General features: G+C 64.0%; 12 protein-coding genes. 11 read left to right on the top strand and 1 reads right to left on the bottom strand.

Annotated features, from left to right (window positions below):
- Nucleotides 1-362: 362 nt before the first annotated feature.
- The gene (epsC, locus tag ACTJKT_RS22580; RefSeq protein WP_025808447.1) at nucleotides 363-1,289 is read right to left on the bottom strand and encodes a serine O-acetyltransferase EpsC; all 927 of its coding nucleotides are present in this window, start codon (nucleotides 1,287-1,289) and stop codon (nucleotides 363-365) included.
- Nucleotides 1,290-1,480: 191 nt separating this feature from the next.
- Here epsC and ACTJKT_RS22575 point away from each other — a divergent pair, with 191 nt between their 5' ends.
- The 11 genes from ACTJKT_RS22575 (at nucleotide 1,481) to ACTJKT_RS22525 (ending at nucleotide 12,904) form a co-directional block, all read left to right on the top strand.
- Nucleotides 1,481-2,476 carry a D-cysteine desulfhydrase gene (locus ACTJKT_RS22575; protein ID WP_440788647.1) on the top strand — a complete coding sequence of 332 codons (996 nt, stop codon included), beginning with the start codon at nucleotides 1,481-1,483 and terminating at the stop codon, nucleotides 2,474-2,476.
- Between the two features lie 304 nt (nucleotides 2,477-2,780).
- Entirely contained in the window at nucleotides 2,781-3,578 is a 798-nt protein-coding gene (gene tcyJ / locus ACTJKT_RS22570; RefSeq protein ID WP_025808450.1) for a cystine ABC transporter substrate-binding protein, read from the top strand.
- Between the two features lie 50 nt (nucleotides 3,579-3,628).
- Complete coding sequence (tcyL, locus tag ACTJKT_RS22565) at nucleotides 3,629-4,294, top strand: cystine ABC transporter permease (protein WP_037005081.1); 666 nt, start codon at nucleotides 3,629-3,631, stop codon at nucleotides 4,292-4,294.
- A gap of 4 nt (nucleotides 4,295-4,298) precedes the next feature.
- Nucleotides 4,299-5,060: an L-cystine ABC transporter ATP-binding protein TcyN gene (gene tcyN, locus ACTJKT_RS22560; RefSeq protein WP_097306144.1), complete on the top strand. Its 762-nt coding sequence runs from the start codon at nucleotides 4,299-4,301 to the stop codon at nucleotides 5,058-5,060.
- A gap of 506 nt (nucleotides 5,061-5,566) precedes the next feature.
- The gene (locus ACTJKT_RS22555; RefSeq protein ID WP_440788646.1) at nucleotides 5,567-6,808 is read left to right on the top strand and encodes an SfnB family sulfur acquisition oxidoreductase; all 1,242 of its coding nucleotides are present in this window, start codon (nucleotides 5,567-5,569) and stop codon (nucleotides 6,806-6,808) included.
- Between the two features lie 24 nt (nucleotides 6,809-6,832).
- Nucleotides 6,833-8,038 (top strand): SfnB family sulfur acquisition oxidoreductase, encoded by a 1,206-nt coding sequence (locus ACTJKT_RS22550; RefSeq protein ID WP_440788645.1) that lies wholly within the window; start codon nucleotides 6,833-6,835, stop codon nucleotides 8,036-8,038.
- Entirely contained in the window at nucleotides 8,038-9,405 is a 1,368-nt protein-coding gene (locus ACTJKT_RS22545) for an LLM class flavin-dependent oxidoreductase (protein ID WP_440788644.1), read from the top strand. Before ACTJKT_RS22550 ends, ACTJKT_RS22545 begins: the two co-directional genes overlap by 1 nt.
- A gap of 92 nt (nucleotides 9,406-9,497) precedes the next feature.
- Complete coding sequence (locus tag ACTJKT_RS22540) at nucleotides 9,498-10,307, top strand: MetQ/NlpA family ABC transporter substrate-binding protein (RefSeq protein ID WP_440788643.1); 810 nt, start codon at nucleotides 9,498-9,500, stop codon at nucleotides 10,305-10,307.
- Between the two features lies 1 nt (nucleotide 10,308).
- Nucleotides 10,309-11,457 carry a methionine ABC transporter ATP-binding protein gene (locus tag ACTJKT_RS22535; protein WP_025808462.1) on the top strand — a complete coding sequence of 383 codons (1,149 nt, stop codon included), beginning with the start codon at nucleotides 10,309-10,311 and terminating at the stop codon, nucleotides 11,455-11,457.
- Nucleotides 11,447-12,091, top strand: coding sequence for a methionine ABC transporter permease (locus ACTJKT_RS22530; protein WP_440788642.1), 645 nt, complete (start codon nucleotides 11,447-11,449; stop codon nucleotides 12,089-12,091). The genes ACTJKT_RS22535 and ACTJKT_RS22530 overlap by 11 nt, the downstream gene beginning before the upstream one ends.
- Before the next feature lie 186 nt (nucleotides 12,092-12,277).
- Nucleotides 12,278-12,904, top strand: coding sequence for a class I SAM-dependent methyltransferase (locus tag ACTJKT_RS22525; RefSeq protein ID WP_440788641.1), 627 nt, complete (start codon nucleotides 12,278-12,280; stop codon nucleotides 12,902-12,904).
- Nucleotides 12,905-12,925: the final 21 nt, after the last annotated feature.

The following is a 12,925-nucleotide window of genomic DNA, read 5'->3' as shown; positions in this document are numbered from 1 at the left end:
GGAATGGACGATGCACTCATGAAAGGTGCACCTCGAGGGGGTAAAGCGCGGCTGAAAAGATCGGACTCAGCAAAGGTAAGCCTCCTGTTGTGAGCGGGCAGCGAGCTGCCGGTTTAACTTGAACAAGCGTTCAAGTTAAACACGGTTAGGCGCGCAAGGACTAATCGCCGGGCTCGGCGGTCACCTGATTTCACAGGTTTTAGGAAAGGTCTGATGTGTGGCGGAGGGAATCGTTCAGCGCTAAATAAGCGGATTGCCATCAGGCATGCAAACCGCTGAAAAGCATCGCGGGCAAGCCNACTACACATGCTTCTGTAGGAGCGAGGCTTGCCCGCGAAAAATCCAACAGGCGCAGAAGATTCCTACTTCTGCGACCCATCGTCATGTTGCAGGTTGGCCTGGGTCAGGTTGCACCCGGCCGGCACGCTGCGGGTCAGCCAGACGTTGCCGCCGATGGTCGAACCCTTGCCGATGGTGATGCGCCCGAGGATGGTCGCGCCGGCGTAGATCACCACGTCGTCTTCGACGATCGGGTGGCGCGGGTGGCCCTTCTGCAACTGGCCGTCCTCGTCCGCCGGGAAGCGTTTGGCGCCCAGGGTCACGGCCTGGTAGATGCGCACCCGCTCGCCGATGATCGCGGTTTCGCCGATCACCACACCGGTGCCGTGGTCGATGAAGAAACTGCGGCCGATCTGCGCCCCCGGGTGAATGTCGATACCGGTGGCCGAGTGGGCGATTTCCGCGCTGATCCGCGCCAGCAGCGGCAGGCCGGCGCGGTACAGGTGGTGGGCCAGGCGATGGTGGATCACCGCCAGGATGCCCGGGTAGCACAGCAGCACTTCATCGACGCTACGCGCCGCCGGGTCGCCGTGGTAGGCGGCCAGCACATCGGTATCGAGCAGCACCCGCAGGCCCGGCAGGGCCAGGGCGAAGTCCTGGATGATGCGGATGGCCCTGGCGTTGACGTCTTCGTCCGACTCGCCGCTCTGGCGCGCAGCGTAACGCAGCTCCAGGCGAGCCTGGGCGAGCAACGAATTGAGGGCCGCGTCCAGGGTATGGCCGACGTAGAAATCTTCGCTTTCCTCGCGCAGGTCCACCGGGCCCAGGCGCATCGGGAACAGGGCACCGCACAGCGCTTCGAGAATCTCGGCCATGGCCGCGCGCGACGGCAGTTCCCGACCGCCCTGCTCACCGCTGACCCGCCCGTTGCGGGTACGCCACTGGTCGCGGGCATCACGCAGTTGACCGACTATGGTCTGCAATTGCCAATGGCTGGAACGCTCGCTCACGATAGGACTCCTCACTCAGGCGGCCGGACTGTCTGGCCGCGTAAACGACGCCACTTTACGGTATGCGCCCCAGGCCAAATTAAGAACTAATTGTGCTGGCCTAAGTACCTTTTGGCATAAGCGATTGACGGTTGCCCCGGCAAATATCGCTGCCTATAGTCCCTGACACCTCTGACAACCCGTGCGGCCTCATGATCAAACGACAGCTCGACCGTTTTAACCGTCTCGACCTGCTGGGCGGTGCCACCGCCCTGGAAAAACTCGAACGCCTGTCCACCTGGCTGGGCCGCGATGTCTACGTCAAGCGCGACGACGCCACGCCGCTGGCCATGGGCGGCAACAAGCTGCGCAAACTCGAATACCTGGCCGCCGATGCCCTGGCCCAGGGCGCGGACACCCTGATTACCGCCGGCGCCATCCAGTCCAACCACGTGCGCCAGACCGCGGCCCTAGCTGCCAAGCTGGGCCTGGGCTGCGTTGCCCTGCTGGAAAACCCCATCGGCACCGATGACGGCAATTACCTGGGCAACGGCAACCGCCTGCTGCTCGACCTGTTCGACGCCAAGGTCGAGCTGGTGGACAACCTGGACAACGCCGACGAGCAGTTGCAGGCCCTGGCCGAGCGTCTGCGCAGCAGCGGCAAGCAACCGTACCTGGTGCCGATTGGCGGCTCCAACGCCCTGGGCGCTCTGGGTTACGTGCGCGCCGGCCTGGAGCTGGCGGAGCAGATCAACAACACCGGGCTCGACTTCGCCGCCGTGGTCCTGGCCTCGGGCAGCGCCGGCACCCACAGCGGCCTGGCCCTGGCCTTGAGCGAAGTGCTGCCGCAACTGCCGGTGATCGGCGTCACCGTGTCGCGCACCGACGAAGCACAGCGGCCAAAGGTCCAGGGCCTGGCCGAACGCACCGCCGAATTGCTCGGGGTGGCGCTGCCGGACAGCTTCAAGGTGGAACTGTGGGACGAATATTTCGCCCCGCGTTATGGCGAGCCGAATGCTGGCACCCTGGCCGCGGTGAAACTGCTGGCGAGCCAGGAAGGCCTGCTGCTGGACCCGGTCTACACCGGCAAGGCCATGGCCGGCCTGCTCGACGGCATCGGCCGCCAGCGCTTCGACGACGGCCCGATCATCTTCCTGCACACCGGTGGCGCGCCGGCGCTGTTCGCTTATGCCGGATCCTTTGCCTGAACACTGTGTAGCCGCTGCCGCAGGCTGCGATGGTCCGGGCCACNGATCCTGCGCGCCCCCTTCGGGGTCGATCGCAGCCTGCGGCAGCGGCTACAGGGACCGAGAACGTATATATAAATAAAGAATAACAATGTGAATTTATATTATTTTTACATCTATAAGCAGCCACTTATAGTCGCGCCGCAGGCGAATTTGCCGAGAGACGCATACGCTGCATTTAGTGCAGGATAAGGCGCTCGTTCCCGCTCACCGATTGACCTGCATTTCCCAACCGCATCTTCATAAGAAAACACAGGGGCTTGTCATGATTTTTTCCGCACTACGTCGAAATATCCTCGTTGGCTCGCTGGGTCTGGCACTGAGTGCCGGGTTGCTGGGGCAAGCGGTTGCCGGTGAGCAACTGCAGAAGATCAAGGACGCCGGCACCATCAACGTCGGCCTGGAAGGCACTTACCCACCCTTCAGCTACGTCGACGAAAGCGGCAAGCTGGCCGGCTTCGAAGTGGAGTTCTCCGAAGCCCTGGCGCAGAAGCTGGGGGTGAAGGTCAAACTGCAGCCGACCAAGTGGGACGGCATCCTCGCCGCCCTCGAGTCCAAGCGCCTGGACGCGGTGATCAACCAGGTGACCATCTCGGATGAGCGCAAGAAGAAATACGACTTCTCCACCCCCTACACCGTTTCCGGCATCCAGGCCCTGACCCAGAAGAAGGACGAAGGCAAGTTCAAGAACGCCGCCGATCTGGCCGGGCACAAGGTCGGTGTCGGCCTGGGCACCAACTACGAACAATGGCTCAAGGACAACGTGCCCAAAGCCATCATCAAGACCTACGACGATGATCCGACCAAGTACCAGGACCTGCGCGTAGGCCGTATCGACGCGATCCTGGTGGACCGCCTGGCCGCCTTCGAACTGATCAAGAAAACCAACAACACCCTGGCCGTATCCGGCGAGCCCTTCTCCCGCCAGGAAGCCGGCGTGGCCCTGCGCAAGGGCGAACCCGAACTGTTGGCCGCGGTGAACAAGGCGATCGAGGAACTGCGCGCTGATGGCACGCTGAAAAAGCTCTCGGAAAAATACTTCAACGCTGACGTCACTCAATAATGGAAGCAGGTTTTCAGTTCGAACTGTATTTTCCGCAGTTGAGCCAGCAAATCGCCGAAACCACACAGCTGTTGCTGAACTCCGCGCCCTTTCTGCTCAAGGGCGCGTATTTCACAGTGATCCTCAGCCTCGGCGGCATGTTCTTCGGATTGGCGCTGGGGTTCGCCCTGGCGCTGATGCGCCTGTCGCGCTTCAAGCTGCTGAGCTGGATCGCCCGCGTCTATGTGTCGTTCTTTCGCGGCACGCCGTTGCTGGTGCAACTGTTCGTGATCTATTACGGCCTGCCGCAGCTGGGTATCGAGCTTGACCCACTGCCGGCGGCGCTGATCGGCTTCTCGTTGAACATGGCGGCCTATGCCTGCGAGATCCTGCGCGCAGCCATCGGCTCCATCGAGCGCGGGCAGTGGGAAGCGGCGGCCAGCATCGGCATGACCCGGGCCCAGACCCTGCGCCGGGCGATCCTGCCGCAAGCCATGCGCACGGCCCTGCCGCCCCTGGGCAACAGCTTTATCTCGCTGGTCAAGGACACCGCCCTGGCCGCCACCATCCAGGTCCCGGAACTGTTCCGCCAGGCGCAGCTGATCACCGCCCGGACCTTCGAAGTCTTCACCATGTATCTTGCCGCCGCGCTGATCTACTGGGTTCTGGCCAGCGTGCTGGCGCACCTGCAGAACCGACTGGAAGAGCGGGTCAATCGGCACGACCAGGAGTCCTGAACCCATGATTGTGGTTGAAAAACTGACGAAGCAGTTCAAGGGTCAGACCGTCCTCAATGGTATCGACCTGACAGTGGCGGAAGGCGAGGTGGTCGCCATCATCGGCCCCAGCGGCTCGGGCAAGACCACCTTTTTGCGCTGCCTGAATTTTCTCGAAGAACCTACCAGCGGCCGGATCAAGGTCGGCAACATCGAAATCGATGGCAGCCGGCCGCTGACCCAGCAGCAGGGCCTGGTGCGGCAACTGCGCCAGCAGGTGGGTTTCGTGTTCCAGAACTTCAACCTGTTCCCCCATCGCACCGCGCTGGAAAATGTTATCGAAGGCCCGCTGGTGGTGAAGAAGACGCCCCGCGAGCAGGCGCTGGCCCTGGGCCGCGGACTGTTGGCCAAGGTCGGCCTGGCGGGCAAGGAAGACGCCTACCCGCGACGCCTCTCCGGCGGCCAGCAACAGCGCGTGGCGATTGCCCGGGCGCTGGCGATGGAACCGGAAGTGATCCTGTTCGACGAACCGACCTCGGCCCTCGACCCGGAGCTGGTGGGCGAAGTGCTGGCGACCATCCGCGGCCTGGCCGAGGAGAAACGCACCATGGTCATCGTCACCCACGAAATGGGCTTCGCCCGCGACGTGGCCAACCGGGTGATCTTCTTCGACAAGGGCGTGATCGTCGAACAGGGCGAAGCCAAGGCGCTGTTCGCCAACCCCAGGGAAGAACGCACCCGGCAATTCCTCAGCAAGTTCCTCACCGCGGGCCATCCCCAGGCCTGACCTGTGCCTCGCTGCCGGGCCCAGGATGGGCTGTGCAGCGAACGCTAACCCGCCACATCCCATATCCCGGTTTACGACGGCTACGCCGCCGAGCGCAGGCTACGCCAGCGGCTACAGAAACCGCGCCCCCTGTAGCCGCTGCCGAGCCCCGCGAGGCTGCGACAAGGCCCGCAGGGCCTTGCGCCGGAACCACAAACCACGTCTTCTTCGAAGCCGTTCGCAGCCTGCGGCAGCGGCGCAAAAATCTCCCTGACCCAAGCCCTGTTACCCCTGATCCCACCCTACCTGCCGTATACGTAAACCCCTTCTATGCATATTCATAAAAGTTAGTTTATTTAATTTTTATACGCGCATAGGGTATATGCACCGGACCACCGGACATTCTTGAACCCGATTTCGCCGCTCATGACGCGGCACTTCCAAAGATGTGAGGTAGGTATGGTCCGGAACACAATCACCCCAGTGCAAATCGCCAGGGCATTGCGTGCAGCCAAGGAGTGGCACTGATGTCCAATCTGGCCGATGCAAATGTCCAGAGCGATCTGGATATCGCCCCCCTGTTGTTGCCCGCACGGGTTCTGCTGAACGACGCAGAAGCCCTTCAAGCCGCCCATGAACTGGCCACCGTCGCCCGCCAGCAGGCGGCCCGGCGCGACCAGCAGCGCAAGCTGCCATGGGCGGAAATCGAACACTTCACCCGCAGTGGCCTGGGCAGTATTGCCATCCCCCGCGAATACGGCGGCCCGCAGGTTTCCTTCGTGACCCTGGCGGAAGTCTTCGCGATCATTTCCGCGGCCGACCCGGCCCTGGGACAGATCCCGCAGAACCAGTTCGGCATTCTCAACCTGATTCTCGGCAGCGCCACCGAACGGCAGAAAAAGCAGCTGTTCCAGAGTGTGCTGGAAGGCTGGCGCATCGGTAACGCCGGCCCGGAACGCGGGACCAAAAACACCCTGGAACTCAAGGCGCGGATCACCGCCGACGGCGACGGTTACCTGCTCAATGGCCAGAAGTTCTATTCCACCGGCGCCCTGTTCGCCCACTGGGTAGCGGTCAAGGCGCTGAACGACGACGGCAAGCAGGTATTGGCCTTCGTCCGGCGCGGCACCCCGGGGCTGCGCATCGTCGACGACTGGTCGGGCTTCGGCCAGCGCACTACCGCCAGCGGCACCATTTTGCTCAAAAACGTGCGGGTCGATGCCGACCTGGTGGTGGACAACTGGCGCATCAACCAATCGCCGAATATCCAGGGCGCGGTCTCGCAGCTGATCCAGGCGGCGATCGACGCCGGCATCGCCCGCGCCGCCATCGACGACGCCATCGACTTCGTGCGTGAACGCTCGCGGCCGTGGGTCGACGCCAACGTCGAACGGGCCAGCGACGACCTCTATGTAATTGCCGACATCGGCAAGCTGAAAATCGAACTGCACGCCGCCGAGGCCCTGCTGCGCAAGGCCGGCCAAGTGCTGGACCAGGTCAGCGCCGCGCCGATCAGCGCCGAGTCCGCTGCCCGCGCCTCGATCGCCGTAGCCGAAGCCAAGGTGCTGACCACCGAGATCTCGCTGCTGGCCAGCGAAAAGCTCTTCGAACTGGCCGGCAGCCGCGCCACCCTCGCCGAGTTCAACCTCGACCGGCACTGGCGCAACGCCCGGGTCCACACCCTGCACGATCCGGTGCGCTGGAAATACCACGCCGTCGGCACCTACCACCTGAACGGCACTCTGCCGGCTCGCCATTCCTGGATTTAAGCGACCAGATCTCTGGAGAAGTACATGACTCTTTCTCAACACGTCGCGGTCATAACCAGCGATGAGCAAGCCCTGATCGTCGCCAGCGACCTGGCCGAGGATTTCAAGCGCGACAGCGCCCTGCGCGACAGCGAACGCCGCCTGCCCCACCCCGAACTCGAAGCCTTTTCCCGCTCCGGCCTGTGGGGCATCAGCGTGCCCAGGGAATACGGCGGCGCCGGCGTGTCCAACGTCACCCTGGCCAAGGTCATCGCCCTGATCGCCCAGGCCGACGGCTCCCTGGGGCAGATCCCGCAGAACCATTTCTACGCCCTCGAAGTACTGCGGGTGAACGGCAGCGAGGCGCAGAAAAAACGCCTGTACGCCGAGGTCCTGGCCGGCCAGCGCTTCGGCAATGCCCTGGCCGAGCTGGGCACCAAGACCGCCCACGACCGCACCACTCGCCTGACCCGTGACGTGCAGCAAGGACGCGACGGCTATCGCATCAACGGCCGCAAGTTCTACTCCACCGGCGCCATCTACGCCCAGCGCATCCCCACTTCGGTGGTGGATGAAAATGGTGTGCAGCAACTGGCCTTCGTCCCGGCGGACAGCCAGGGCCTGAACGTGATCGACGACTGGAGCGGCTTCGGCCAGCGCACCACCGGCAGCGGCTCGGTGGTGTTCGAGGATGTGTTCGTCGCCGCCGAGGACGTGATTCCCTTTCAAAGCGCCTTCGAACGCCCGACCACCGTCGGCCCGCTGGCGCAGATTCTCCATGCCGCCATCGACACCGGTATCGCCCGTGCCGCCTATGAAGACGCCCTGCATTTCGTGCGCACCAAGACCCGGCCGTGGATCGACTCCGGCAACGACAAGGCCACTGAAGATCCGCTGACAATCAAGAGCTTCGGCCACCTGAGCATTCGCCTGCACGCCACCGAGGCGCTGCTGGAGCGTTCCGGGGAGTTCCTCGACGCGGCCCAGGCCGAGCCCAACGCCGAGACTGTGGCGGCTGCGTCCATCGCGGTCGCCGAGGCCCGCGCCATCAGCACCGAAATCTCCCTGGCCGCCGGCAGCACCCTGTTCGAACTGGCCGGCAGCCAGGCGACCCTGGCCGAACACGGCCTCGACCGTCACTGGCGCAACGCCCGGGTGCACACCCTGCACGACCCGGTACGCTGGAAGTACCACGCGGTGGGCAACTACTACCTCAACGAGACGAACCCGCCACTGCGGGGGACCATCTGATGAGTGCTCTTGAGAACGGCAAAAAAAAGATCCTGCTCAATGCCTTCAACATGAACTGCATCGGGCACATCAACCACGGCCTGTGGACCCATCCGCGGGACAACTCGACCCAGTACAAGACCCTCGAATACTGGACCGAACTGGCGCAGCTGCTGGAGCGCGGGCTGTTCGACGGGCTGTTCATCGCCGATATCGTCGGGGTCTACGACGTCTACCAGAACTCGGTGGACGTGACGCTCAAGGAGTCGATCCAGCTGCCGGTCAACGACCCGCTGCTGCTGGTCTCGGCCATGGCCGCGGTGACCCGCAACCTCGGCTTCGGCCTCACCGCCAACCTCACCTACGAGCCGCCGTATCTGTTCGCCCGGCGCATGTCCACGCTGGACCACCTGAGCCGTGGCCGGGTCGGCTGGAACATCGTCACCGGTTACCTCGACAGCGCCGCCAAGGCCATGGGCCTGAGCGAACAGGCCGAGCATGACCGGCGCTACGACCAGGCCGACGAATACCTGGAAGTGCTCTACAAGCTCTGGGAAGGCAGCTGGGAAAACGACGCGGTGATCAACGACCGCGAACAGCGGATCTACGCCCGGCCGGAGAAGGTGCACAAGGTCGAGCACAAGGGTGAGTTCTACCAGGTCGAGGGCTATCACCTGTGCGAGCCCTCGCCACAACGCACGCCGGTGCTGTTCCAGGCCGGCAGTTCGGATCGCGGCCTGCTGTTCGCCGGGCGCCACGCCGAATGCGTGTTCATCAGCGGGCAGAACAAGCCTTCGACCAAGGCCCAGGTGGACAAGGTCCGCGCCAGCGCCGTGGCGGCCGGGCGCAACCCCGAGGACATCAAGGTGTTCATGGGGCTCAACGTGATAGTCGCCGAGACCGAGGAACTGGCCTGGAAGAAGCACGCGGAGTACCGCAGCCATGCCAGCGCGGAGGCCGGGGTGGCGCATTTCTCGGCGTCCACCGCCATCGACTTTTCCCAGTACGAGATCGACGAACCTATCCAGTACGTGAAGAGCAACGCCATCCAGTCGGCCACCCGAAACCTGCAGAACAACGACTGGACCCGGCGCAAGCTGCTCGACCAGCACGCCCTCGGCGGGCGCTACATCACGGTGGTCGGCTCGCCGCAGCAGGTGGCCGACGACCTCGAATCCTGGATCGCCGAAACCGGCCTCGACGGCTTCAACCTGACTCGCATCGTCACCCCGGAAAGTTATGTCGACTTCATCGACCTGGTGATCCCCGAGCTGCAACGCCGCGGCTCGTACAAGACCGCCTATGACAACGGCACCCTGCGCGAAAAGCTGTTCCAGCGCGAAGCGCAATTGCCGGAGCAACACACGGGCGCGGCTTTCCGCCGCTAACGGCATCGNTGTGTCTGTAGGAGCGAGGCTTGCCCGCGATGAGGCCAGTACAAACACCCCCAAACTTCAATGCACTGACTGGAACCACAACCATGAAAACCAAGCTCTTAAGCCACCCAGTCAAAGCACTGGCCCTCACCCTCGGACTGTTCAGCAACGCGGTATTCGCCGCCGACGCGCCGCTGAAAGTCGGCACCACCGCCGCCTTCGCCATTCCCCTGGAGGCCGCCGTCGAAGAGGCGGGCAAACAGGGCCTGAAAGTCGAACTGGTGGAGTTCAGCGACTGGATCGCGCCGAACGTCAGCCTGGCCGCCGGCGATATCGACGTGAACTACTTCCAGCACATCCCGTTCCTGGAAAACGCCAAGGCCGCCGCCGGTTTCGACCTGGTGCCGTTCGCCCCGGGGATCATCAACAACGTCGGCCTGTACTCGAAAAAATACAAAAGCTTCGACGAGCTGCCCGAAGGCGCTACCGTCGCCATCGCCAACGACCCGATCAACAGCGGCCGCGGCTTGCAGCTGCTGGCCAAGGCCGGCCTGATCAGCCTCAAGCCAGGCGTCGGCTACAAGGCCACCGAAGACGACATAGTCGCCAACCCGAAGAAACTGAAGATTCTCCAGGTCGAGGCCGTGCAACTGGTACGCGCCTATGACGACGCCGACCTGGTGCAGGGCTACCCGGCCTATATCCGCCTGGCCAAGACCTTCGACGCCAGCTCGGCACTGCTGTTCGACGGCCTCGACCACAAGGAATACGTGATCCAGTTCGTGATCCAGCCCAAGAGCAAGACCGACCCGCGGCTGATCAAGTTCGTCGACATCTACCAGCATTCACCGGCTGTGCGCGCCGCCCTGGATAAAGCCCACGGCAAGCTCTACCAAGCCGGCTGGGAAGGTTGAGATGAGCGTCGCCTACCTCCCGCACAAGGCCTCCAAGCAGCCGCCCGAACAGCTGCAAAACGCGCAGCAGACCGAACTGCATCCGGATCTGAATCACGCCCATGTACGCTTCATCGGCCTGACCAAAACCTACCAGGGCCAGCAAGGCCCGGTGCAGGCCCTGCACGGTATCGACCTGGCAATCCAGCGCGGCGAAGTGTTCGGCATCATCGGCCGCAGCGGCGCCGGCAAGTCATCGCTGATCCGCACCATCAATCGCCTGGAACAGCCTTCGGGCGGCCGGGTGCTGATCGATCAGGTGGACATCGGCGACTTCGACGAAGATCGCCTGGTGGAGCTGCGCCGGCGCATCGGCATGATCTTCCAGCACTTCAACCTGATGTCGGCCAAGACCGTGTGGCAGAACGTCGAGCTGCCGCTGAAGGTGGCCGGCGTGCCCAAGGAACAGCGCGAGCGCAAGGTGCGCGAACTGCTGGAACTGGTGGGCCTGAAGGACAAGCACAAGGCCTACCCGGCGCAGCTCTCGGGCGGGCAGAAACAGCGGGTGGGCATCGCCCGGGCGCTGGTGCATGACCCGGCGATCCTGCTGTGCGACGAGGCCACCTCGGCGCTGGACCCGGAGACCACCCAGTCGATCCTCGGCCTGCTCAAACAGATCAACCAGCGCCTGGGCCTGACCATCATCCTGATCACCCACGAGATGGCGGTGATCCGCGATATCTGCGACCGGGTGGTGGTGCTGGAGCACGGGCATATCGTCGAGCAGGGGCCGGTCTGGGAAGTGTTCGGCAACCCGCAGCACGAGGTCAGCAAGACCCTGCTGGCGCCCTTGCAGCACGGCTTGCCGGAGGAGCTGCAAAACCGCCTGCAAAGCCAGCCGAAGTCTTCGGACGCGGCGGTGGTATTGCGCGTGCAGTTCACCGGCAGGACCAGCGACGAGCCGGACCTGGCCGCGCTGTTCAGCACCCTGGGCGGGCGCGTGCGGCTGCTGCACGGCGGCGTGGAACGGATCCAGGGGCATGCCCTGGGGCAACTGCTGCTGGCGGTCAGCGGCTCGTCCCTGGGCGCCGAGGAACAGCGCCTGCGCGCGCAGCACTTTTTGCAGAAGCAATGGACACAACAGGTAGAGGTGCTGGGTTATGTGGTTTGATCGCTTGCTCCAGGGCGTTATCGATACCTTCCTGATGGTCGGCGTGTCGTCGCTGATCGCCTTGCTGGCGGGCATTCCGCTGGCGGTGATCCTGGTCACCAGCGGCAAGGACGGGATCTACGAAGCTCCCAGGCTGAACAGCGTGCTGGGGGCCTTCGTCAACCTGTTCCGCTCGATCCCGTTCCTGATCCTGATGGTGGCGCTGATCCCCTTCACCCGGCTGATCGTCGGCACCACCTACGGCGTCTGGGCGGCCGTGGTGCCGCTGACCATCGCCGCCACGCCGTTCTTCGCGCGGATCGCCGAGGTCAGCCTGCGCGAGGTCGACCACGGCCTGATCGAAGCCGCCCAGGCCATGGGCTGCCGGCGCTGGCACATCGTCTGGCATGTGCTGTTGCCGGAGGCGCTACCGGGCATCGTCGGCGGTTTCACCATCACCCTGGTGACCATGATCAACTCCTCGGCCATGGCCGGGGCCATCGGCGCCGGTGGCCTGGGGGACATTGCCTATCGCTATGGGTATCAGCGTTTCGACAGCCAGATCATGCTCACGGTGATAGTGCTGCTGGTGATCCTCGTCGCCGCGATCCAGCTCGGCGGCGACCGTTTGGCGCGGGTGCTCAACAAGCGTTGAGCAACGCCACCTTGTCGTGGCGAACGCCCTGTAGCCGCTGCCGCAGGCTGNGCCCGAAGGGCCTTCGAGGCCCTCAAGAGCACGGCCGCTTCGCAGCCGATCGCAGCCTTCGGCAGCGGCTACAGAGGGCCGGCGTGATGGGCATGGAGTATATTCGGCACACCACCTCAACCAACGCAGCCCGCCATGAAACTCGCTCCCGCCGACCTCGACCAGATCACCTCCACCACCCTGGGTCACTACAACCAAGTGGCCGAAGACTTCCGCGAAGGCACCCGCGACCACGATGTCAGCCAGAACATCGATGCCCTGTTGCGGCATATCCAGGGCACGGCGCCCTTCACCCTGCTGGACTTCGGCTGCGGCCCCGGGCGCGACCTGCAGACCTTCACCCGCCTCGGCCATATCGCCATCGGCCTCGACGGCTCCGAGCGTTTTACCCAGATGGCCCGCGACGACAGCGGTTGCGAGGTCTGGCAGCAGGACTTCCTCAAGCTCGACCTGCCCGCCGAACGCTTCGACGGCATCTTCGCCAATGCCGTGCTGTTCCATATCCCCTCGCAGGAGTTGCCGCGAGTGCTGCGCCAGCTGCGCACCACGCTGAAACCCGGCGGCGTGCTGTTCAGCTCCAACCCGCGCGGCGACAACCGCGAAGGCTGGAACGGCCCGCGTTATGGCGCCTACCACGACCTGGTGGCGTGGCAGCACTTGCTGACGGCGGCGGGGTTTGTCGAGCTGGAGCATTACTACCGGCCAGCCGGTTTGCCGCGGGAGCAGCAGCCGTGGCTGGCCAGCGTGTGGCGCAAGGTTTGATAGATCGTGGCGCCTGCATCG

The sequence above is a fragment of the Pseudomonas sp. 22526 genome, from assembly GCF_052044735.1.
Classification (GTDB): Bacteria; Pseudomonadota; Gammaproteobacteria; order Pseudomonadales; family Pseudomonadaceae; genus Aquipseudomonas; species Aquipseudomonas piscium.
This window is presented reverse-complemented; position numbering and strand designations above follow the sequence as displayed.